The sequence below is a fragment of the Paenibacillus sp. UNC217MF genome (assembly GCF_000686865.1).
GTDB classification, from domain to species: domain Bacteria; phylum Bacillota; class Bacilli; order Paenibacillales; family Paenibacillaceae; genus Paenibacillus_B; species Paenibacillus_B suaedae.
The window spans coordinates 54,015-75,999 of record NZ_JMLT01000010.1 but is presented as its reverse complement, the minus strand read 5'-3'; the positions used below and the strand labels follow the sequence as shown (position 1 = coordinate 75,999).

The window sequence follows — 21,985 nt, the reverse complement described above, 5'->3', positions numbered from 1 at the left end:
CAAAAGAAGTGATTTATTTCTGGAATCAGGTCGTACATCCTATCCTTCAGCTGACAAGGCCGAAAGTGATCGTAGAAATAGGATGTGCCCAAGGATATAACACCGTTAATTTGCTCGAATATGTAAAGCCGATGGAGAACGGTCAGCTTGTGGCAATCGATCCCTCTCCCTTGTTCGACATTGAACGAATGAAGCAGTTATATGGCCATAAATTCCTTCTCGTGCAAGATTACAGCCTGAAAGTCCTACCGCACATTCACACATGCGATGCCGCGTTTATTGACGGGGATCATAATTGGTATACCGTGTACAACGAACTGAAGCAATTCGAGCGCATCAAGAAGTTCCCGATCATCTTCCTTCATGATCTGGAATGGCCTTATGGCAGGCGAGATATGTATTATTTCCCTGAATCAATTCCGGCGGAGTTCCGCAAGCCGAGCGCTAAGAAGGGAATCTTGCCAGGAATCAATGAGCTTGTAGACAATGGACATAATGATTCTGTCCACAACGCGGCATATGAAAATGGAGATCGTAACGGAGTATTGACTGCAGTAGAAGATTTTATGAAGGAAGCCCAAATCCCGCTCCAGCTGCATCGCGTACGCAGCCAGTTCGGACTAGGCATCATTGTGCCAGACATTTCAGAAACACATCATTACTTCAATCGCGAAATACGCCGAATAATTGAACAATCCGGTCTGTAATGCAACCGTTCTATGTATCTCTAGCCACAGATTCTCCTTTTATCTGCGGCTAGAATACACCCTATGTGTCAAGCTGAATTGCTGCGCGATTCAATGATAGCTATTCGTAATGATAAGAATATGGAAGTCGTGTCTTGACACATATGTCGTTGTCACACCTATAATTGGGCTTAGTGAATCAACCTTCACCTCTCGTCTCGCTATTATAATCCCGAGGCTGCCAGAATCGTTTGGACATGTATATCGATCGATGGGTGCTTCGGTGCAATAATACCTAGCCCGCTATTGGACAAGGCTTGATGATAGCTGACGTACCAAGGCGTCTGCTGCAGGAAGTCCTCAACAGCAGTCAACACGCCATTGCGAGCTCCTCCTTCATAGAGTGCATTATTCAGTAAATTGTTTGCCCCTGCGCCATGAACGAGCTGCGATTGACCTGATACCATCCCCATCTTCGCATAAGGGTGCACAAAACCTGCGGGAATCGATTCCGGGAAATAATACATATCCCTTCTGCCATACGGCCATTGTGTGTCATGCAGAAAAACTAGCGGGAACCGTTCCTGCTGCTGAGCCATTATCTCAACTAACTTCAGTTCATGATATACGGTATACCAATTATGATCCCCATCAATCAGGATACAATCAAATTGCTTCAGGTGCGGAAGAATCTCTAAACTATAGTCCAGCAGCATATGAAATTCCTTGTGGAAATGCATCTTAAACTGCTGAATATCAAATCTCGGTGCTGGATCTATAACAAATAATTCACCATTCACCGCACGACAATACTGCAATAAGTTGCTCGTATTCAAACCATGCTCCGCACCAATCTCTACGATTCTCTTCACACCAAATGATTGCAAAAGTGGAAGTATAATTTTTTCCCAAAATGCAAGCACCTTACTCACCTCCGTATATCACTATATGCGATTCAACGAACTTGGTATAAACATTCTTCCCTAGACGATCAAAATGGGACTCGCTATGTTCGAGCGAGAATTTCAATCCTAGATGTGAAGATGTTTGAATACATTGAAATGTAGAGCTTGTGCGAACCTAGGGGGTGTAATCCGATGACGCGTATGTTGTTATCAAACCGATATCATTTCTCCTCGTTGCAGATGAGAGACGGCAGCTTATTATTCGAACCACAGGAGCATTGTCTCCTTAAATGCCCTAAGCCGATGATATTCCACGATGCGGCCGGCCCGTTCGGCGTATGTCAGGATGACGCACATTATGTTCATCTCTTGTACGTGAATAGGGATGACCAGCTCATTCACATCTCAATCAATCCCTGTTCCCTGCAGACGCACAAGCGTGAAATAGCAGGCTTCTTCAAGCATGTCAGGCATATTCAACTGACGAATTGCCACAATCAGCTTCATGCTGTGATTCAATACCGTTCCCGTATTGAACATGTATCGTTATCTGGCATTCATTGGTCAACCGCAGACGTCCTATATGATGGCGAAGAAATCCATTCCCTCCGTCTATTCTCACATCAAGATCATATCTGGCTGTGCACTGCATTAATAACGGCGACGCCTCCCCATCAGCAACTACGACTGCTCCTGCAATCGTTCCATACAGCATCCAGCCGATGGCTGCCTTCGACTTCACTGCCTGTTGTCCCACTGGAATCGAGGGAAGATTTTCTAGCCTATGATCTCTACTCTGTACAAGGGCGACTTGGAATGTTCCAATTTCAGCGCATTGGGAACAAGCTCTTATTTGCATCATATGAATGGAATAAGCATAAGGAATGGACATTAACGGCTCATAACCAAACAATCATCCCCCCCACTCTAGCAGCACAAGCCATATGTGCATACGATCAGGGGCGGTATCGCTTAAGCTGGGTAACAGAAGACTTGCTGTTCCGCATTCATTACAGCATCCATCAAGAAGAATGGAGCGACTTATATACAACAGCAATTCCGTGTCCTGCAATCTGGACATGTATCTATGACAAGCAGTCAGGTTGCAATGGCCCTAGCTTTTGGATTGCTTCTGACCAGGAGACGATGCCCGACTTCACTGGATTAACAGCACCCGCAGTTATCCAGGGCTACCGAGCAACGCGCGACCTCACTCATAGCATCGATTCAGCCGAAGCAGTCATCGCTTCTATCACACACATGAGAGAATGTTGCAGAACAAGAAAGAGGAAACTTGTCCAATTGAAGCAAATCCAGAAGGAACGGCAAGCCACAGCGGATCGACTGACTGAACGAATCGCTGCCCTGCAGGAAGAAGTTCAAGTGCGCCTTGCCATTCAGGAGCTTAGTGAGAAGAATACATTATTAATGAAGAAAGAAGATAAGATAGTCGCACGAAGCGGCATGAAAGAACAATTATCACGCATTGTATTCAAACTATCGAACCCCCGCTAAGGAGGAGCTTGTGATGATGAATAATCCGGAAACTTCCATTGATGTGATCCTGCAAACTGCAGCCGATGTTGATCTGGAGACGCGCAGAATCTGCTTGATTACCCATATCAAATTTCGCAATATTTCAGCTCAGCCTGTGTCGTTGTCTCATATTTTGCTAACGCTATCTCCAAGCCAATTCTCAGTGGTGAGCGGGAAAATTGTACCCCCTCAGCATGCTCTGGTGTTTGGTCTCCATAAGAAAGGCAATCAGCAAACGGGATGGAAATTCGATCGTGATGATTGGTTCTCATACGGACGCAAAAATGGGGAGTACCGGATTGAGCCTGTCCAGACTCTTCTGCTCCCCCCACGAATCTGGTCAGACATAAGAGATATTCATATAGAGTGCGATATCGATCGTCTCATCACTCCGCTGCACATACACGCTTATGTATGTGCAGGAGGCAAGCAGTTCCCTGCCGCGAATCCGAGCAGTATCAGCTTCCGAGCTGCCGTTCATCCATAATTGGTCTATTCTAAACTACATGAATGACGAGTATCTTGACATAAGTTTGTACGAATGAATCTAGTAATTCATCCAATCTTATGACGAGTCCCCTTCATACATTAACAGTGTAGAAAGAATTCTAGCGGGTTCTTTCGCTCATATGATGAAGGGGAGGTTTACTAATATGGTCCTTATTCCCATTCAACGGATCGTAAGCAGCACAGCGAACGTAGTTACTGCTCCTACAAGCGCAACTGCAGCGACTCTAGCATTGGCAGGTGCAGCGCCAAACGTAGTGAACGTAGGGAACGCACCGCGTATTTGGCCTCAGATAGCAAAATTCGACAATGATAACGGTCCATTTGCTGCAGTTCCAAATCCGCAATTCATCTGGTCCCAAGCCACATTCGTTCCAGGGGAAACGCACGGTTTTGCTACTGTTTCTGTACCAATTCCGCTTACTATTGGAATTGCCGCTGACTTTGTCATTGCGATGGCTGTATTCGCCGACAATGCTGTGGTTGCACAGATTCAAGCTTTCAGCCCATTGCAAATCAGCTTGTTCCCAGTTCCTGGATTGAATGTACCATTGATTGGAGGCTCCTTGGATCCAACTACTGGCTTAACTACAGATGTCGCGCCTCCATACAACTGGCAAAATGTGCGCTTCTATACAATTCCAGCATCACTTGGACTCATCTCAATTGCGCTTAGCGTACAATTTGTATTCCAATTCCAAGTAACAAACTACTTCACAACTGGCGCTGTCAACACAGCTGGCCTATCTTTCATTGCTGACATTTATCAGTCCTTGCTGTAATTGCTGCTGCTTGCCTCTAGCAAACCAGATGATTAGCTGAATCGAATGAAACAACACGAAGCATGATGCGATTCCTAGAGCGCATCATGCTTCGTGCCATGTGTTACAATTCTTATTAACTCAGGTTGTGCTTGACGCCCCTCAATCCGATAGCTGCGTACGCGAGGACGAAGCCGTGACAAAGATACAATGATGTATGAGCACGGATAGACAGCATGCTCAATGTCGAAGGCGGACGGGTATGGAACAGAGGCTGGATGAGAGTGAAATACGGCGAGCAGCTGTTCTCCACTCCCCTCCATGTGCTTCAGTGCATGATCCAGCTGCTCCATATCCATCGTAAATGATACCGGACTGCGGTCAATATTATCGATAATCCAGCAGCGGTTAGCCAGCCCGTCGTTTCCTGACAGCAGTCCACAAGCTTCCAATGGCTTCTCTCGCAGACAATGCCCTACCATCTCTCGATACGTGTTCTCCGTTAGCTGTAGTCCCACAGCATTATGATTTGTCGGTAGATGATTGTTCACGTTTTGCCCGCTCCCTTTGCATGAGCAATAGATCTTGAGCTGGATCTTTCGGACTGCGAGGCTGGCTCGTTAATGCTTTTTGATTCATATAGCTAAGCAGTGAACCAGACTGCTTGCTTGCTCCGTCTGCACGTTTTACCGTATTAGCATGAAGCCATGTAAACGTCGAATATGCTGGAGCCTGCCGCTTCTTGTCTTTCACCTGCTCCTGCTCTCGGCCCTCCAACTCATCCGACTCAGCTTGCCGTTCACGGTGTGCTTGCTCCTCAACTCCGATCAACCTGCTATCTGATTGCTCCCCCTTATGCAGTGCATCGGGTTCAACCACCGTAGGAGAGTCGTGACTTTTCTCTTTATCTTCCCATTCATATTCCGCGACCAACACGCTTCTGTTCACGAACATGTCATCATCATAACCGGTGTCATTAAGGCTCTCCTCAACGATATCTACAGCTTCTTCAATATCCTCTTCCTGCCAATCATCTCCCGCGGGTTCCTCATTATCCTTATACTTTTGCCAATACACTTGCTCATTCAACTCATTCCCATGCTTAAGCTCATGCACACTTACTCGCTCTTCACTGTGCTCAACGATATTTGCCCCTGAACCCTCATAAGCAGAACGCGCTTCTTGAGCAAGCCGCTCCTCCCTATGCCCCCGCTGCTTCGAGTGTTCGTGCGGTTCCAGTTCATCCCTGCGTGAATATTCTACAGACTGATGCATATTGGGTGCATCCATGAATGAGGTCTGCACATGCGGAACCGTCGCCTCTTCCTCCCGCAGCGATACAATGTCTTTAGCGTGCCGCACCTCAGTAGTAACGGGACTTTTTTCATTCTCTCTATCCGATTCAGATCCCTCGCCATTATCCATCGCTCGAAGCTTCTCAATGACATCTAGAATCGGAAGATACGAGAAGTAGGAGGCAGCTGCACGGGTGATTCCATTGCCAAGCTGCACGAGCTGTTCCGTAGACAATCGCAGAAATCCGCCGTATGTGAGTGCCACTGAAGTCCAAGATTGCCCTGTCAGCGATATCTGATAATTCGATCGATCCTTCCAATTCAAGCTTGCTCCACGGATAGGCAGCTCACCGTGCTTCAACATATTCATAATAAGTAATTGGGCCAACTGTTTGCTCTGTTTGCGATGATGGAAATAATAATGAACACTTACCTCCATTGCATCATCCGGTACTGCTGATATCCATATCCCCTGCCGCTGATGATTCGATTCGCTTAACAGCTGCTTGCGCGTATCCTCTGAATCCACAATCGTGACCTTCAATCCGGCTTGAGACAGCGTGGATTGTATCGGGTACCACAACCGATCCACAATCTCCGTCATCTTGCTCTCTAGTACAACTCGGCACCCTTCAAGCGGATTCATAATATCGAGCATGCCTTGTCGTTTGTCCAGATGAAATGTGAACGAGTACTTGCCCAGCAGCTGGTATACATCAACTAACCGCGTCTCCGCAATCTTGCATAATGGCTTGCCATTCAACTGAATGTGCATTCCATGCCCCTCCCTCTTGTATGTACTCACTAACGTCATTGTATGAGGCGAATTCCGAATGGTGCCAAATTGGAACCAAGGGCATGCAACTGCTCCAATACGCGAACCTGCTCCCGCTCCATCTCTTCGATAAACGATTCCAATCGCTGCAGCGCATGCTCCTCTTGCATCAGGCATTCTTCAAGCAGCATCATCTCTTCTTGCCATACAGCAATTCGCTCAGATGCAAATTCATGCAGTACGCCTAACTGCAGCTTGGCATAATGCAGCAATACATCATCCTGTACAGAAGGACCCATTGTATTCATGGTCAAGAACGGATGGAACAAATCAATGAGTTCGATCGGACGGAAGCATGGATACCCGATGCCAAGAAGCGGGACAGGCACATGATCCTGTTCAGAACAACGAACCCCTTGGATGATGCGAAGCCTCGATTCCCGGGCGAACGGTACTTCCATAAAGGATCCCCAGTTCCTCCCTCCATTGCTTGAATATGCACAGGCTAACCATGAGGAACCTGTAATCGAGAGAAACAGACCATGTTCTCCTGCAATCGTAAGTCGAGGAACGGAAAATTGATTCTGAAAAAACACTTTCAAAGGGATACAGGAATTCGAAACTTGTATGCCCCGCGCACAATATACCGTAGCTGTGACTTCGTTGTGTACGACCCACGCGAGATACGGATCTCCTTCCCTCGCCGCGGATATTGTAATGCTCCAACTCTGCCCTGCTTGCGCAGAAGAAAAGACGTGTTGCCATTTTGCCTCCTCTGATTCCATATCGAGTTCGAGCAGCATTAGCTGCTGTCGATTCGTATCTCCATGTCGGATCAGGAACAGCCCATATAAAGTCCCTGATTCACTTATATCGCAGCTTGCTTGTTCAATATGTACATTGACGCCATAATCTTCGTGAACATAGGAAAAAGCCCTCTCTCGCCACCTCCCCTGCTCAACCTGTCGAAGCACATACGTAAACTTCTTGTTCAGTATTGTAGTGAAGCCGAAATAGAGGGTTCTGCCAAGGTTAAAGAGATACGGATTCGATGAGCTGGGATGCCTGCTTATTCGCAATTCTTGCTTTTCATCTGCACGCGCATTCACGCTGCAACGTGCATAATAGATACCCGATTCATAAGCCATCAACATATGTATATGGCCATGAAGCAGAATGGCGCTGAACTGCTTCACGGGACTGCTGAACCTCCATAGGTGATACTTGACCTGTTCAACTCCGCGGTATAAGGAATGAAGCAGCGACCCATCGGATTGAAGTTCTACCCAATGCACGCCTTCTGAGGAATATAAGCAAACTTCTTGCCTCACTGCGATCCCCTCCAAATTATTTTATGGGGGTGTCACCTTTTCTAGATCGCCCCCATAGACTGTATTGAATTTGAATTCAGATTCTATAAAGGAGGCAGGAAACATTCATGGAGAGCAAGTTAGTTCAAGGGCAAACAACGCCCCCCGAATATTTGCCACTACCCTCTTTGGAATGTATAGAGGTTCCTAAAGTATTCGATTGGGTGTTGTTAACGACGCAAATTGTTGATGAAGCCTGCATCGATCCAGCTATCTGCTTGCCATTGCCGGCTTCATTCAGCGTTCAAGCAACGGTACTGTCAGTAAGCTGCGGCGAGAAAGTCGGTTCAATCAGAGAAAATGTAGTAGTTACTGTTGGTGGCACACCAGTTACTCTACAACGTGTTGTCATTAAGAAAACAGGAACGTTTGAAGTCACGATCATTGATACTACTGTCGTCCCTAACGTAGTACATTGCTCGTTTACAAAAACCTTTGTACGCTTCGAGAAAGTTCTGTTGTGCGCGCCTCCGGGAACTACTGTATCTTGCGATATCGTTCCGAACACAACAACAATTGAAGTTCTCGATATTGTCGACAACTCTTGTGTCAACGTAGATATCGTGATTTGCCAAAGCATTCAAGTAACAGCGCCTGTCAAGTTAGTTGTTGAAGCTGAGCTGTGCCAACCACGTGCTGTGATTCCAATCCCTGAGAACGTTTGTGTTGTCACATTCCCGCAACAATGTCCTACTATCTTCCCTGGTGCACCTTATCCGTTCCCATCATAATCAAAATGCTGATCGGCTTGGGGTGGTGGCTAAAACCATCCCCTTTTTTATTTTCTCGATGACAGGAACGAGGAGGGGCTAATGCGGCTATACTATATCGCTTCCGGTTATCGGAGGCCAATTGATATCCTCGATAATGCGCTCATGAAGGCTCTGTACGGTCAGTGTCATGAGAGCAAAATATTTCTGTTGAATCGTGCACCACTTCAGCAGCTTCTTCCCGATATCCGCGAATTCAGGCCTGAGTTCGTCTTGACCATTTGCGGCCCGCGCTCTTTTCTGCCTGTTGATCAAGTTCGCAGCATACGGAGGATGGGCATTCCAATTGGCGTGTGGTTCGTTGATGATCCCTATGCCATCGACAATGCGCTGCAAGTAGCAGCCGAATACGACATCATCTTCACCATTGATTCTGGTTGTGTCCCTTACTATGAGCGCCACGGCTGCAAGCGAGTTCACCACTTGCCGCTCGGAACAGACACCGATATCTTCCGTCCCTTCAACGCGCACCCTTCTTATGAGAGCGACATCTGCTTCATCGGTACAGGGTACGATAACCGACTCCGTATGATGCAGCAAATGCTGAAGGAACTTGATCCTGGCTTGCATGTGAAACTTGTCGGACATTTCTGGGACACCGTCAATTGGTCGGGCGGTTGTATCCCTCACCTGCGAACCAAGTGGGTCAACTTCTCTGAGACGCCCCGTTATTACAACGGTGCCAAGCTTGTGCTGAATATTCACCGCAGCGAAGATGATACGTTAATTGATAAAAATAAGACAGGTGCTCCTGGCCACACCATTAACAATCGCACCTTCGATATTGCGGCATGCCGGCGTGCGCAGATCATTGATTATCGCCCAGATCTTCACATGTTCTATGAACCAGGCGCGCAATTGCTATGCTTCGAATCGCCGAAGGAATGTGCCGAGCTCATTCATACGTACCTCTACGAAGATGCCAAGCGGAGCTCCATCGCCTCTCAAGGCTATGAACGAACTCGGTCAGAGCATACATTTTCGAAGCGTCTGGAGCATTTGTTGAGTAGAGTGCGGGAACTGGAATAACTTGTTCACCACTTCGATTAGCAAGTTCCGCATTTTCTATCAGCTCTGCTATATCTTATGATGCGGCTTTCGAAATCTTGAGAGACAACAGCCTGATAGACGAGGAAATGTGCAACAAGCCCGTGGATAGAAACCTAGCATATAGAAGAGGGTGCTTTTAGCCTTTGACAAAAGACTCCATAATCCCGGCCGCACCCGCAATAGCAAGCAGGAGAATAACCGGAAATGCATAAGTGGGGATGAGAAGGTAACATACTGTTATAAATGCGGCAGACCATACCCCCGTACACCAATAACAAGTAAGCAGTTTGCGCATAAAGGCATGAAAACGGCCGCCTTTTTCTTCGATCACCGCAAATATAGCTCCATTCTCATCCGTATGATATCGCTCCTCTACAAAGGGTTTGCGAATGAAAGAAGTAATTTCATCGAATACGATGAGTCTAGTTAGGCGATAGCTCGCCAAAATAAGCAATGTCAATGACAACCAGGATATGTTATGCATAACAGTCCTCCTTAGCCGCTCGTATACTCTTTCGATCAGATTCATTGTATGGACTTCTTGACAAGGATAGAACTGTTCCCTATCACTGCCTTGGACATTACATAGCGCCACCCTCCCTTGCAGCGGGAACAAAAATCAGAAGGAGGAAGAAGATATATGCAGGGACTCCCCATCATCGCTACTGAGGAGCAGCTTATCAGCTTGATTCAACAGACAGATGAACGGCCGTTGTGGCTCTATAAGCACAATACAAACTGCGGTTCGAGCAGAGTAGCTCACCTCGCACTGAATCAATTTTTGACTCGTTATCCGCATGTATCTTCCCGCTTCTCCTACGCTGTCGTTCGTGTCCTCGAAGAGAAGGCGCTGTCTGGCAAAGTAGCGGAACTATTGCAGACTCCCCATAAATCCCCGCAAATTCTGCTTGTTTACAAGCAGAAAGTCGTTTGGAATTCGTCTCATCAGCAGATTAACTCTGTACAGCTGTCACAGCTTGCACAGCACTTTCTACAGCAGCATCCTTCGCTCTAAAGTAAGTTGCCATTTCCGTTGGCGCCTTGCCGAATTCACTTGCTTACATCAAAAATACCGCCAGGAATGGAGGATAACCTCTCCTCTTCTCCTGGCGGTATTTGGTACATGTATTCTCTATTTAACTCTGATTGTTGTTATCTACCGACGAAGCTGCCCACTACATGAATCTTACCTGGATGCTCGGCCACCACTTCACCGATGCACACCGCTTCTACACCACGAGCTTGCATCTCATGAATCATCGCTTCCGCATCACTAGCTGCAACAGACAAGAGCAGTCCACCTGATGTGACTGCATCACACAGCATCCACTGTGCGATCTCATCAAGTCGCTCGTCGAATACAACTTGATCCTTCACATGATTATAGTTATTCTTCGTTCCGCCCGGTACAGCACCGTTCTCAGCCAGTTCACGAACTCGTGGCAAGAATGGTACGTTCTCCGCGTGAATAACAAGTCCTGCCTCGCTGCCTGCTGCCATCTCTGTACTATGGCCGAGCAAGCCGAATCCCGTAACATCGGTACATGCGTGGATCTCGTATCCGGCCATTACTTCAGCTGCTGTCTTATTGAGTGTCGTCATCGTCCGTGTTACCAGCTCAATTTCTTCTGGCTGAAGCAGCTCACGCTTCAAGGAAGTTGTCATGATGCCGACACCAATCGGCTTCGTCAACACCAGCTTGTCGCCAGGTTCAGCCCCCGCATTCGTCAGCACCTTGTCCGGATGAATGATGCCCGTTACGGCCATGCCGAACTTCGGTTCCGCGTCATCAATGGAATGACCGCCAACGAGTGTTGCTCCCGCTTCCTTCACTTTATCTCCCGCTCCGCGCAAAATGTCTGCCAAGATGGACTTGTCCAGCTTCGAAATTGGGAAGGCCACAATATTCAATACCGTGAGCGGCTTGCCTCCCATTGCGTAAATATCGCTAAGTGCATTCGCAGCGGCAACTTGACCGAACGAATAAGCATCATCGACAATCGGCGTAAAGAAATCAACCGTTTGCACTAATGCCATGTCGTCATTCAACCGATACACACCCGCATCATCGCTTGTATCCAATCCTACGAGTAAATCCGGATGCTTCTCTGTCTGCGGTAACATGCGCAATACTTGAGACAGATCGGACGGCCCTATTTTGCAGCCGCATCCTCCTTTGCTTGACAAGGTTGTCAATCGAACCGTTGGTTGTTGTTGATCCATCACTTTATCCTCCCATCGCATAAGGCGAATTTCTTCCATTCGTGCGTATCATACATAACTCTTTTATTGTAACATATCCGGACAATGCGATCGTCCATACGGACGCAAAAGCTGGTTCTGTAAATTCGTCCATTCGCTAGCAAAGCAAAAGCTGTCCATTTGGCCAATGATGAATGAGATGTGCAACCAAAATATATTAATTTGTTGGGAGGAGCGCTGATATTACAGGCAGCAGCGATCATAAAAATAATCGGAGAACTCATCCAAGACACTAGATGTGCATCGATTATAATAATTACGTCATTCTCGAAATTATCAGACATTAACAAAAGTACGATATCGAGAATAGTACGCAGTGAAATAAAACGACCCGAGTTCTCAACTTTAGAACCATTGGCAACAGCATTGGATATCACCTATAAAATATTGGCTTGATTATAATAAAAATAACTTTGGCCTGTTAAGCGCCAAAGCTATAATTCCATGGTCATTTAAATTACCTTGTGTTATCTATCGACTGCTTACGAAGAAAATGAACTTGTACTGTTGACATATGTAACTATACCAATAACAACCGAAATGACAACAATAGCTATTATGGCACCGATGATAACTTTCTTCCTTGATTTTTTTTTGTTATCGTTCTGCTCATTCATAAGGACACCTCCTACATTAAATATATTAAATAACGGACAACATTATGAGTTGCCCGTTATTTAATTTACAGTAATAACCAGATATTCAAGATATTTTAGATTTAGAAGCTCATGTAGCACTCAAGCTCTTTGGTTGCCACTCTTCCAATGCCGTCAATAATGATGTACAAAGATAACTCTCCGACAATTGTAGCACTTCCACCAGTTCGCTGACTGTTGACGTTAACACTTGATCTCGAACTTTTATGCTCCCATGAATTTCCAGGGTGGAATCCGTACAAACCACTATCAGTAGTTGGAGTGCCAATAATTTTTCTGTCTTTATTATATGTTGCAATAACATATGCTTTCATCCATGAAATCTTGTTGTCATTCCACGTTTTCTCATGTTTAATTGTGTAATCGCCGTCAGCCATGGTAGCAAATTCGCTTGAAATACTTGTTGTGGCAGTATTTTTTGCAGAAGAGAATTCATTGTAATAATTTAACAGAGCAGCATATTCATCGACCGTATTGATTTTGACATAATTTGCGACTGTGTCAGAAAGCACTCCTTGCCTTGTCTGCGATACCTGGCTTACCGCAAATCCTGCTGCGTTTGCTGCTTCTTCGTAAGACTTGTACTTTCCAGCGTATTTAGCAAAATACTCAGACGGCACAACATCATGCACAGACACTTGTGACGACAAAGAAATGGCAGCATTAGGAGCTGCTTCTGCACCTGCCGAAAGTGCAAATACATTAAATACCATAGCACAAGCAAGAACAATTTTCCATGTACGAATTTGTTTCATGTTTTAGAAACTCCCTTCATATTTGGATTATTCTTATGTAATATACATTATGTTGTTATTAATGTAACATATTTACATCAAGTAATCTACGATAAAATCTATTTTTACGAAAATAAAAGAGAGCGCCCTTCAATCAGGCACTCTCTCTGTTCTACAATAACAAAAACACTTTTGTCTTTTGTCGCTTCACGGGAAAGTATGGCTAACTAATCGCATACTTTATACCACTTGTTTTAATCGTCGTGGAAGCTTTGCTTATTAGCTGTCGTCCATTATACGAGGCCGATCTTGTCGCGACGACTGGCTGTACCTTGCTTGCGTTTCTCAATCAGTCGATTGAGCGCATCGACATAAGCACGTGCACTCGCTTCGAGTATATCTGTACTTACACCACGGCCAAGCACAGATATTTCATTTTGTGCGAGAACGACATGCACTTCACCGAGCGCGTCCTTGCCTTGCGTGACCGACTTAATGGAATAGTCAACGAGCTCAACATCTTCCTGCGTAGCCTTGTCGATTGCTTTATAAATCGCATCAACAGAGCCATTGCCTTCCGACTCTTCCTCAAGAACACTGCCTTCCCATGTTACGATACGCACTTTCGCAGCCGGAATTGCTTGGTTCCCGTAAGCGACGTATATCGTCTCGAGCGAGTACACCTCAGGCGTATCGATCAGTTTCTCCTCGAGTATGGCTCGGATGTCCTCATCCGATACTTCCTTCTTCTTATCTGCCAATTCCTTGAACTTGGCGAAAGCTCCGTTCAGCTGTTCTTCATCCAAGTCATAGCCAAGATCAATCAGCTTCTCACGGAAGGCATGACGGCCGGAGTGCTTGCCGAGCACGAGTTTGCTTTCCTTAAGTCCGATCGTCTCTGGCGTAATAATCTCATACGTTGACCGTTCCTTCAGCATGCCGTCTTGATGAATGCCGGATTCATGCGCGAAGGCATTGGCACCCACGATCGCCTTGTTGCCTGGGATCGGCATGCCTGTCAGCTTGCTGACGAGTCGGCTCGTACGCGCAATCTCAGACAAGACGAGCGAAGTCTTCGCCTCATAGAAGCTCGATCTCGTATCAAGCGCCATCGCAACCTCTTCAATTGCAGTATTGCCTGCACGCTCCCCAATACCGTTGATCGTCCCTTCGATCTGATCTGCACCGTTCAAGATTGCAGCGAGCGCATTAGCAGTCGCCATTCCCAAATCGTCATGGCAATGTGCACTAAGCTGAATCGTCTCGATTCCCGGTACATTCTCCTTCAGCGTCTTGAATATGTTGCCGTACTCATACGGCGACAAGTATCCAACCGTATCCGGAATGTTCACAACGGTAGCGCCTGCTTTAATCGCCATCTCTGTCATTTGGCATAAGAAGTCGATCTCCGTACGGCCCGCGTCCTCTGGAGAGAACTCAACTTTGCTGAAATACTTCTTCGCATAGCGAATAGCTGCTTCAGCTGTCTCAAGTACCTGCTCCTTCTCCATGCGGAGCTTATGCTTGCGATGAATTGGCGAAGAGGCAAGGAAGAGATGCAAGCAAGCATCCTCTGCACCCTTCAGCGCTTCATAAGCTGCATCAATATCCGGAATACGGGAACGGGACAGGCCGACAATCGTAGATTGCTTCACCGCTTTTGCCACTGCATTCACGGCTGCCAAGTCACCAGGAGATGCCGCAGGGAATCCCGCTTCGATGCGGTCGACGCCTAGGCGCTCCAATTGAAGCGCGATTTCAAGCTTCTCCTTCGTATTCAGGTTCACGCCAGGGGACTGCTCTCCATCCCGAAGCGTCGTGTCAAAAATATAAATTTTGCGCACCGGCTGCACCTCCTTCTGTAGTCTGTGGAGCTTTACAAGTATCAGTTTATGTTCAAAAAGCCCATGAATAGCACCGAAAAGGCTGCAGTATGGACTTTTTGAACTATATATATGAGATTAAATCTTACTTTTTACTTCCTATTTTTTGATCCAGTGCATCAATTCACGCAATTGACCGCCAACCACTTCGATCGGATGGTTTGCTTCGTTGCGGCGAGTTGCTGTCAGGAATGCACGATTCGCTTGGTTCTCCAAGATGAAGTCGCGTGCGAACTTGCCTTGTTGGATGTCGGACAATACTTCCTTCATCGCCTTCTTCGTCTCTTCGGTTACGATGCGAGGACCTGTAACATAGTCGCCGTATTCAGCCGTGTTGCTGATGGAGTCGCGCATTGTAGCCAGGCCTCCTTCATAGATGAGGTCAACGATCAGCTTCAGCTCATGCAAGCACTCGAAGTATGCCATTTCAGGAGCGTAGCCTGCTTCTACCAATGTTTCGAAGCCTGCTTTGATCAATGCGCTTACACCGCCGCACAATACTGCCTGCTCGCCGAACAAGTCTGTCTCTGTTTCTTCCTTGAAGGAAGTCTCGATAACCCCTGCACGTGTACAGCCGATGCCCTTCGCGTATGCAAGGCCGATAGCCTTCGCATTGCCAGTTGCATCTTGCTCGATTGCGATAAGACCTGGAACGCCGAAGCCTTCTACATACGTACGGCGTACAAGATGTCCTGGGGATTTAGGAGCTACGAGCAATACATCGTTGTCTTTCGGTGCTACGATTTGACCGAAATGTACGTTGAAGCCGTGAGAGAACATCAAGGCTGCGCCTTTTTTCAAGTTCGGCTCGATTTCATTTTTGTATACAGATGCTTGCGTTTCATCCGGCATCAAGATTTGAACCACATCAGCACGGGAAGTAGCTTCGCCAACGGACAACACTTCGAAGCCGTCTTGACGAGCTTTGTCTGCAGATTTGCCTTCACGAAGACCGATTACCACTTGAAGACCGCTGTCACGCAGGTTTTGCGCTTGAGCATGTCCTTGGCTTCCATAACCGATAACGGCGATCGTTTTTCCTTGCAGTACGTTAAATTCAGCGTCATTTTCATAGTACATTGTAACTGGCATAAGTATGAGTCCTCCTCTTTCTTCCTATATAAATAGTGTGTAGTAATCTCCCCCGAATGAGGCGGGTATTTCAAGTGACAATCACGGGCCTCTTACAGCTTCCGCTTGTCCCCTGAGATACCCCCTCATTCGAAGGCCGTTATTCGATTCAATCCATACGTGTAGGAATAAGTCCAGACGCTTCCTTACTTATCTGTTACTTGACCGCGAATCAAGGCTGTAACTCCTGTGCGGCTAACCTCACGAATTCCGTATGGCTCCAGCAATTGAATCATCGCTTCGATCTTCTGCGATTCGCCGACAACCTGCACCATAAGCGTGCTTGGTCCAATGTCGACGATGGAAGCGCGGAACGTCTCCACGACGCCAAGAATCTCTGGACGTACGTGTGGCTCAGCCTTCACCTTAATGAGTGCAAGTTCACGAGCAACCATTGGCTGGGAGCTTAAGTTGAGTACCTTGATCACGTCAACGATCTTGTACAGCTGCTTCTCGATCTGCTCCAGCATATGGTCATCTCCCGTGGTCACAATGACCATGCGGGAGAGACCTTGCTCCTCAGAAGCACCTACAGTAATACTCTCAATGTTGAATCCTCTGCGGCCAAATAGACCGGAGACACGCTGCAGAACACCTGGCTGATCGTTCACGATGACGGCAATGGTATGTTTGGTTATGTTCATCATTCACAATCCCCCATTATCATTTGGTCAATCGTGCAGCCCTGCGTTACCATCGGGTACACATTCTCGTGCTTGCGAACAACGAATTCCACAACCGCTGGCCCCGGTGTATTCAGTGCTTCCTGCCATGCCTGTTCTGCTTCCTCTTTGTTCGTCGCGCGGAATCCTCTTACCCCGTAAGCTTCCGCGAGCTTCACGAAGTCTGGGCTTCCAGCAAGGTCAATATGGCTGTAGCGATTGTCATAAATAATTTCTTGCCACTGGCGAACCATCCCCAGCACGCGGTTATTGATGATCGCTACCTTGACCGGTATATTGTTAATCGCACAGATTGCAAGTTCCTGCGCACACATTTGCATGCCGCCATCGCCATTGATCGATACAACGGTACGATCCGGGAAGGCCATTTGTGCTCCGATTGCGGATGGGAATCCGAATCCCATCGTTCCAAGGCCGCCAGAAGTAATCCAGGAGCGCGGATGATTGAAGCGATAATATTGCGCTGACCACATCTGGTGTTGTCCGACATCTGTCGTAACGATGGCTTCCCCTTTGGTCGTATCATTGATCAGCTGGATGACCCATTGCGGCTTCAGTTCTTCATCCGAATCGATGAATTGAAGCGGTTTATCCGCCTTCATCTGCATGATGCGAGCGCGCCATTCATCCGCATGGTTTGCACGTGCTGCTGTCTTATTGGCTAGTTCCAATGTAGTACGGATATCGCCTACAATCGGAATGTCCGTTGGGACATTTTTGCCGATTTCTGCCGGATCGATATCGATATGGACGATTTTCGCATGTGGCGCGAAACCTTCAAGCTTCATCGTCACTCGGTCATCGAAGCGAGCCCCGATGTTAATGAGCAAATCCGCCTGCTGAATCGCATTGTTCGCTGTATAGGTTCCATGCATGCCAGGCATGCCCATCCACAGATCATGACCGCTTGGGAATCCGCCAAGTCCCAGCAGCGTTGTCGTTACTGGAATTTGTGTCTTGCTCACGAATTCATACAGTTCTTCATGCGCTCCAGAATGGATAACTCCAGCTCCCGCGAGAATCACAGGTGACTTCGACTCTTCGATCGCTTTCAGCATTTTATCGACTTGATATTTGTTCGGCTGAACGTTAGGGTTATAGCCGCGAATATTTACAGTTGATACCGGTTCGAACAGCGTCTTCGCCGCCGATACATCCTTCGGAATATCGATGAGAACCGGCCCCTTGCGTCCTGTGTTCGCAATGTGGAATGCCTCGTGAATGACACGCGGCAGATCCTTCACATCGCGTACCAGATAGCTATGCTTCGTAATCGGCATGGTGATGCCTGTAATGTCTGCTTCTTGGAATGCATCGGTGCCAATCAAGGTCGTCGCTACGTTGCCTGTAATAACAACGAGCGGAACCGAATCCATATAGGCAGTAGCAATTCCTGTAACCAGGTTTGTCGCGCCTGGTCCAGATGTTGCGATACATACACCGACCTTGCCGCTTGCACGGGCATATCCGTCCGCTGCATGAATCGCTCCTTGCTCGTGCCGGGTCAGAACGTGGTGGAAATCCTCACAGCCGTGCATGGCGTCATAAATATAGAGCACCGCGCCGCCTGGATATCCGAACACACACTCCACACCTTCCAACAACAAGCTGCGAAGCAAAATATCCGAGCCTGTAATGACTTCAGGCTGCATCCATTTCTGTCTTAATTCTTCTTTTGACCTCATTGCCGTACGATGTGAGCTCATTCGACATCCTCCTTACGCATATTTACTCATTTCCATACTCGGGCTCTAGGTTACATTTGTGAAGATATGTCTTGCCTGGCCAGGCACATACTATGCCAACTCATCACATGAAGATGAGAAATGAGAGAGTTGGCAAATACAAAAAAACCTTCCATCCCACGCAGCAAACTGCTGCATTAGGGACGAAAGGTTGTGCTTCCGTGGTACCACCCGCATTCATTTCATATCTCGCAATATGAAATCTCAGCAAGTATTCGTATGCCATAGACAATAACGAATACTCATAGCGTCTAACGCGCGCCCTACGATTCTCCCTACTCGCATGATAGAACGATACATTCTAGCGTCCTAATCATCTGTTCAGGAGAACAGCTCCGAGGTGAGCTCGCATATAAGGGGTTAAGGCGTCGGTTTCAGCAAAACCTCCGACTGCTCTCTGTTCATAAGAGCCCTTACTACTTCGTCCTCTTCATTGCCGTTGGTATTATGTGTCATGTTTCAAATGTTTAGAAACATTATATTCCTACACCTATCAGGAGTCAATAGGGCATTCTTTATTTTTTTCTTTTGTGAATCATTATGGATTACTGCTCATTTTTGCATGATTGTTCCTGTTTTCGCTCAGTGGACAGTTTATATCCGAACTTTATATTTGGAAAAACGTAATAATATACGCCTTTTCACTTCCCTACTAAAGCGTTTTCAATCCCCCTGAACAATACAACGGAACGATGCGCTAACGCAGTAAAATCAATAGGATGGAACCCTTCGACATCCGCATATAAAGTATCGTTCAATGGCTGCACGAAATGTGCGGGAAGTTGCTGATGTCCCATAGAAGCTCCTAAAATGGAACCTACTGTCGCTCCATTGCAATCCGTATCGAATCCACCCAGCACGGACGTTGTTACACCACGCGCGAAATCTCCTTTAGAAAAAATCAACGAAGCGGCAACGAGCGCGGCATTGTTATTGGTGTGCACCCATGAATAATGACCGAACGAATTCCAAACTCGCTCAGCTACTTCCTCTTCACTCTTCGACGTCTTGCCAATCTCAATCGCTTGGACGATATCAGCAGCCAGACGCGACGTGTCTGGAATCTGAGCAAGCCCCGCCCGAACAATGCGTTCAGGATCCGGTTCATAGAAAGCCGCAGCGATCATTGCTGCTACGAACATAGAACCATAAATTCCATTCTTCACATGGGATAGGGAGGCATCACGCCAAGCTAGCTCTGCTGCTAATTCCGGTCGTCCAGGAGCAGAATAGCCGTATACATCCGCGCGTATCTGGGCGCCAATCCATTCCCGGTAGGGATTCAGGTGCATACGCACTCGTTCCCAGTCTACTTCCCGCTTATTACTGGAAGCTGACATCTTGCAGTCCTGCACGGCGGCCAGCTCCTGCTCTAAATTCACGAAGGTCATGCATTCAGCAGTGAATACCTGCTTTAGACTGAGCCGTTCCAGCCATACCGCTGCGACATGCTCCGTCTTCAGTTTCAATCCATGGCGTTCCATTAAGAGCTGACTAAGAACCGCGTAACGCATATCGTCATCCGTCTCCATGAAGCGAATCTGCTCGAGCTGGCTGTCTGGAAAGAAAATCCTCAGTTTCTCACCTGGACGAAACTCAATAGATGATGCGCGCGAATGTCCCGGCACGTAATTCCGAAATGGCCAAGCATCGGCATCTTGAAGCCATGTTCGAATCCACTTCCAACCCGGAATTCCACCCGCTCCGTCAACAAATGGAGGCACCTCTAACGGTTTGCCGAGCGCACAGCCGATTGCGCGCCCAACCCATGCCCCATGAAAACGATCATGCCAGAACTCGTCATCCCGCAGTGCCGATTCCCGTTTGAGCTCCTCTTCTGAGCGAAATGGAGCGTTCGTAGGTCTCAGCTCCCGGATGCTCTCCAAGTCAGATGGCTCAGTAAAGGGGAAATCGCTGCGAATGCGGCGATTGGACATGTCGCAATACAGCTTTGCGGCAGCCTCCTCATCATGCGAATGATGATGGATCCAGTCCTCTAAGGCTTCCGCAATGCCCTGTGTCTCCTTGCCTTCTTCGATCATCTGCTTCCATTCCGCCTGCAGCAACTCGCTCCAGCTTCCATGCGCCCAATTGTGCTGGATTTCCTCAGCCTGCATATGCATATTCCCTTTGCACATAACTCCATCTCCTCTTCTTCTAAGGCAGTAATCCCATTATATAGTAAACACCCCATCATTCTCGTGCATGCACATTACTCGTGCTGCGGAAAAGGTATGGTTTGTAATACTATCCGACAAGCCCCGTACGCTCAACACTCTCTACAAAATACTTCTGGGCAAATACATACAAAATGATCATTGGCATCATGACAAGCAGTGCTCCTGTATTCATAAGCTGCGAAATATAGGAAGGATCTGTCGTAATCCGCCCTAATGCCCCTGGCATGCTGGCAAGCGTCGAGGACAGCACCTGCGTATAATTCATATATAGAGAGACATAGTAGTTGTCATTCCACTGCCAGACGATAGAGAACAGCAGCACCGTTACGATTGCCGGCACGGTATTCGGAATAATGACTCTCCAGAACGTACCGAGAACCCCTGTTCCATCCACATAAGCGGCTTCCTCTAACTCCTTCGGCAGGCCGCGGAAAAATTGACGGAAAATAAAAATGAACAGCCCGTTTTTCATCCCCATTGCTAATGTAGAGGAAATAAAGAACGGCCAATAGCTTTCCAGCAAGTTAACCCCTTGCTTGCCGGTGAACAGCTCATAGAGACCAAAAATATCGAAGAATCGATAATTCAAATACGTCGGGATCATAATGGTCTGCGGCGGGATGACAATCGTGAACACTACTAACGTGAACAGAATGCCCCTTCCCCTAAATTTCAGCCGCGCGAAGCCGTACCCGGCTAAAGCGCAGGAGACCATTTGCAGAACGGAAGTCCCTAGACTCAGCATCGCAGAATTCCAGAACGCGGCGGGATATTCCAGCATATCAAATGCCGTCTTGAAATTGTCCCATGTAAAATGACGCGGAATCCATACGATCGTCGTATCAAACAAATCCATCCGATCCCGAATCGCCATGGACAGCTTCGTAATGAGCGGGTACAGGATGATGTAGCAGATCCCAACGATAAGCAAGGTTCGCGCACAAATCCACAGCCACTTCTTCAGCTGGTCAAGGGGACGAACTTCCGCATTCCATCGTTCCATACGTCGACCTATTGCGTCTGCCTTTTGTCTTGCGATAGAAGACATGCTTCTCT

Annotated in this window: 22 protein-coding genes; 8 read left to right on the top strand and 14 right to left on the bottom strand. The window is 47.3% G+C overall.

From position 1 onward, the window contains the following. Window positions 1-8: 8 nt before the first annotated feature. The gene (locus tag BP95_RS0107605) at window positions 9-707 is read left to right on the top strand and encodes a class I SAM-dependent methyltransferase (protein WP_028531815.1); all 699 of its coding nucleotides are present in this window, start codon (window positions 9-11) and stop codon (window positions 705-707) included. Window positions 708-910: 203 nt separating this feature from the next. Here the strand turns inward: BP95_RS0107605 and BP95_RS0107600 are convergent, their stop codons facing one another. Next, window positions 911-1,609 (bottom strand): class I SAM-dependent methyltransferase, encoded by a 699-nt coding sequence (locus tag BP95_RS0107600; protein ID WP_021254493.1) that lies wholly within the window; start codon window positions 1,607-1,609, stop codon window positions 911-913. A gap of 174 nt (window positions 1,610-1,783) precedes the next feature. Between BP95_RS0107600 and BP95_RS0107595 the strand changes: the two genes are divergently transcribed. The 3 genes from BP95_RS0107595 to BP95_RS0107585 all read left to right on the top strand — a co-directional run bounded on the left by BP95_RS0107595 (window position 1,784) and on the right by BP95_RS0107585 (window position 4,416). Beyond that, on the top strand, window positions 1,784-3,106 hold the full coding sequence (locus BP95_RS0107595; protein WP_028531814.1) for a hypothetical protein: 1,323 nt from the start codon (window positions 1,784-1,786) through the stop codon (window positions 3,104-3,106). A 13-nt stretch (window positions 3,107-3,119) separates the two neighbouring features. Next, window positions 3,120-3,614, top strand: a complete 495-nt coding sequence (locus BP95_RS0107590) for a hypothetical protein (RefSeq protein WP_021254492.1) — start codon at window positions 3,120-3,122, stop codon at window positions 3,612-3,614. A 166-nt stretch (window positions 3,615-3,780) separates the two neighbouring features. Then, window positions 3,781-4,416, top strand: coding sequence for a hypothetical protein (locus BP95_RS0107585; protein ID WP_021254491.1), 636 nt, complete (start codon window positions 3,781-3,783; stop codon window positions 4,414-4,416). A 74-nt stretch (window positions 4,417-4,490) separates the two neighbouring features. Here the strand turns inward: BP95_RS0107585 and BP95_RS0107580 are convergent, their stop codons facing one another. From BP95_RS0107580 to BP95_RS0107570, 3 genes are read right to left on the bottom strand one after another with little or no spacing between them, the layout of a single operon-like run. Continuing rightward, the gene (locus tag BP95_RS0107580; RefSeq protein WP_021254490.1) at window positions 4,491-4,946 is read right to left on the bottom strand and encodes a M67 family metallopeptidase; all 456 of its coding nucleotides are present in this window, start codon (window positions 4,944-4,946) and stop codon (window positions 4,491-4,493) included. Then, window positions 4,918-6,465, bottom strand: coding sequence for a hypothetical protein (locus BP95_RS0107575; RefSeq protein WP_021254489.1), 1,548 nt, complete (start codon window positions 6,463-6,465; stop codon window positions 4,918-4,920). Before BP95_RS0107575 ends, BP95_RS0107580 begins: the two co-directional genes overlap by 29 nt. 35 nt (window positions 6,466-6,500) lie before the next feature. Continuing rightward, window positions 6,501-7,796 carry a hypothetical protein gene (locus BP95_RS0107570; RefSeq protein ID WP_021254488.1) on the bottom strand — a complete coding sequence of 432 codons (1,296 nt, stop codon included), beginning with the start codon at window positions 7,794-7,796 and terminating at the stop codon, window positions 6,501-6,503. 107 nt (window positions 7,797-7,903) lie between these two features. On the opposite strand from BP95_RS0107570, the gene BP95_RS0107565 reads away from it, so the two are divergent. Together BP95_RS0107565 and BP95_RS0107560 are read left to right on the top strand one after the other, a co-directional pair. Then, complete coding sequence (locus BP95_RS0107565) at window positions 7,904-8,566, top strand: BMQ_0737 family morphogenetic spore coat protein (protein WP_021254487.1); 663 nt, start codon at window positions 7,904-7,906, stop codon at window positions 8,564-8,566. 81 nt (window positions 8,567-8,647) lie between these two features. Continuing rightward, the gene (locus tag BP95_RS0107560; RefSeq protein ID WP_021254486.1) at window positions 8,648-9,634 is read left to right on the top strand and encodes a CgeB family protein; all 987 of its coding nucleotides are present in this window, start codon (window positions 8,648-8,650) and stop codon (window positions 9,632-9,634) included. 157 nt (window positions 9,635-9,791) lie between these two features. Here BP95_RS0107560 and BP95_RS0107555 read toward each other — a convergent pair whose 3' ends face one another. After that, on the bottom strand, window positions 9,792-10,139 hold the full coding sequence (locus BP95_RS0107555; protein ID WP_021254485.1) for a DUF1360 domain-containing protein: 348 nt from the start codon (window positions 10,137-10,139) through the stop codon (window positions 9,792-9,794). Window positions 10,140-10,295: 156 nt separating this feature from the next. Here BP95_RS0107555 and ytxJ point away from each other — a divergent pair, with 156 nt between their 5' ends. After that, on the top strand, window positions 10,296-10,670 hold the full coding sequence (ytxJ, locus tag BP95_RS0107550; protein ID WP_021254484.1) for a bacillithiol system redox-active protein YtxJ: 375 nt from the start codon (window positions 10,296-10,298) through the stop codon (window positions 10,668-10,670). 137 nt (window positions 10,671-10,807) lie between these two features. Here ytxJ and selD read toward each other — a convergent pair whose 3' ends face one another. After that, the gene (selD, locus tag BP95_RS0107545; RefSeq protein ID WP_021254483.1) at window positions 10,808-11,878 is read right to left on the bottom strand and encodes a selenide, water dikinase SelD; all 1,071 of its coding nucleotides are present in this window, start codon (window positions 11,876-11,878) and stop codon (window positions 10,808-10,810) included. Window positions 11,879-12,058: 180 nt separating this feature from the next. On the opposite strand from selD, the gene BP95_RS34205 reads away from it, so the two are divergent. Beyond that, window positions 12,059-12,313, top strand: coding sequence for a helix-turn-helix domain-containing protein (locus BP95_RS34205; RefSeq protein ID WP_269321437.1), 255 nt, complete (start codon window positions 12,059-12,061; stop codon window positions 12,311-12,313). A gap of 86 nt (window positions 12,314-12,399) precedes the next feature. On the opposite strand, the gene BP95_RS34200 is transcribed toward BP95_RS34205, so the two are convergent. From BP95_RS34200 to BP95_RS0107505, 8 genes are all read right to left on the bottom strand, one after another. Beyond that, window positions 12,400-12,534: a hypothetical protein gene (locus BP95_RS34200; protein ID WP_021254482.1), complete on the bottom strand. Its 135-nt coding sequence runs from the start codon at window positions 12,532-12,534 to the stop codon at window positions 12,400-12,402. A gap of 101 nt (window positions 12,535-12,635) precedes the next feature. After that, complete coding sequence (locus tag BP95_RS0107535) at window positions 12,636-13,328, bottom strand: hypothetical protein (protein WP_021254481.1); 693 nt, start codon at window positions 13,326-13,328, stop codon at window positions 12,636-12,638. 272 nt (window positions 13,329-13,600) lie between these two features. Continuing rightward, window positions 13,601-15,151: a 2-isopropylmalate synthase gene (locus BP95_RS0107530; protein ID WP_028531813.1), complete on the bottom strand. Its 1,551-nt coding sequence runs from the start codon at window positions 15,149-15,151 to the stop codon at window positions 13,601-13,603. Between the two features lie 138 nt (window positions 15,152-15,289). Next, window positions 15,290-16,282 (bottom strand): ketol-acid reductoisomerase, encoded by a 993-nt coding sequence (gene ilvC, locus BP95_RS0107525; protein ID WP_021254479.1) that lies wholly within the window; start codon window positions 16,280-16,282, stop codon window positions 15,290-15,292. 185 nt (window positions 16,283-16,467) lie between these two features. Further along, window positions 16,468-16,965 carry an acetolactate synthase small subunit gene (gene ilvN, locus BP95_RS0107520; protein ID WP_028531812.1) on the bottom strand — a complete coding sequence of 166 codons (498 nt, stop codon included), beginning with the start codon at window positions 16,963-16,965 and terminating at the stop codon, window positions 16,468-16,470. After that, window positions 16,965-18,710 (bottom strand): biosynthetic-type acetolactate synthase large subunit, encoded by a 1,746-nt coding sequence (ilvB, locus tag BP95_RS0107515; RefSeq protein ID WP_021254477.1) that lies wholly within the window; start codon window positions 18,708-18,710, stop codon window positions 16,965-16,967. The genes ilvN and ilvB overlap by 1 nt, the downstream gene beginning before the upstream one ends. 680 nt (window positions 18,711-19,390) lie before the next feature. Beyond that, window positions 19,391-20,887 carry an ADP-ribosylglycohydrolase family protein gene (locus BP95_RS0107510; protein WP_231515071.1) on the bottom strand — a complete coding sequence of 499 codons (1,497 nt, stop codon included), beginning with the start codon at window positions 20,885-20,887 and terminating at the stop codon, window positions 19,391-19,393. 109 nt (window positions 20,888-20,996) lie between these two features. Beyond that, window positions 20,997-21,977, bottom strand: a complete 981-nt coding sequence (locus tag BP95_RS0107505; RefSeq protein ID WP_021254475.1) for a carbohydrate ABC transporter permease — start codon at window positions 21,975-21,977, stop codon at window positions 20,997-20,999. Window positions 21,978-21,985 lie beyond the last annotated feature (8 nt).

Coding starts and splice junctions, on each gene's coding strand:
- BP95_RS0107595 (WP_028531814.1), top strand. CDS start 1,784: ATGACGCGTATGTTGTTATCAAACCGATATCATTTCTCCTCGTTGCAG.
- BP95_RS0107590 (WP_021254492.1), top strand. CDS start 3,120: ATGATGAATAATCCGGAAACTTCCATTGATGTGATCCTGCAAACTGCA.
- BP95_RS0107585 (WP_021254491.1), top strand. CDS start 3,781: ATGGTCCTTATTCCCATTCAACGGATCGTAAGCAGCACAGCGAACGTA.
- BP95_RS0107575 (WP_021254489.1), bottom strand. CDS start 6,465: ATGCACATTCAGTTGAATGGCAAGCCATTATGCAAGATTGCGGAGACG.
- BP95_RS0107565 (WP_021254487.1), top strand. CDS start 7,904: ATGGAGAGCAAGTTAGTTCAAGGGCAAACAACGCCCCCCGAATATTTG.
- BP95_RS0107560 (WP_021254486.1), top strand. CDS start 8,648: ATGCGGCTATACTATATCGCTTCCGGTTATCGGAGGCCAATTGATATC.
- BP95_RS0107555 (WP_021254485.1), bottom strand. CDS start 10,139: ATGCATAACATATCCTGGTTGTCATTGACATTGCTTATTTTGGCGAGC.
- ytxJ (WP_021254484.1), top strand. CDS start 10,296: ATGCAGGGACTCCCCATCATCGCTACTGAGGAGCAGCTTATCAGCTTG.
- selD (WP_021254483.1), bottom strand. CDS start 11,878: ATGGATCAACAACAACCAACGGTTCGATTGACAACCTTGTCAAGCAAA.
- BP95_RS34200 (WP_021254482.1), bottom strand. CDS start 12,534: ATGAATGAGCAGAACGATAACAAAAAAAAATCAAGGAAGAAAGTTATC.
- BP95_RS0107535 (WP_021254481.1), bottom strand. CDS start 13,328: ATGAAACAAATTCGTACATGGAAAATTGTTCTTGCTTGTGCTATGGTA.
- ilvC (WP_021254479.1), bottom strand. CDS start 16,282: ATGCCAGTTACAATGTACTATGAAAATGACGCTGAATTTAACGTACTG.
- ilvN (WP_028531812.1), bottom strand. CDS start 16,965: ATGAACATAACCAAACATACCATTGCCGTCATCGTGAACGATCAGCCA.
- ilvB (WP_021254477.1), bottom strand. CDS start 18,710: ATGAGCTCACATCGTACGGCAATGAGGTCAAAAGAAGAATTAAGACAG.
- BP95_RS0107510 (WP_231515071.1), bottom strand. CDS start 20,887: ATGTGCAAAGGGAATATGCATATGCAGGCTGAGGAAATCCAGCACAAT.
- BP95_RS0107505 (WP_021254475.1), bottom strand. CDS start 21,977: ATGTCTTCTATCGCAAGACAAAAGGCAGACGCAATAGGTCGACGTATG.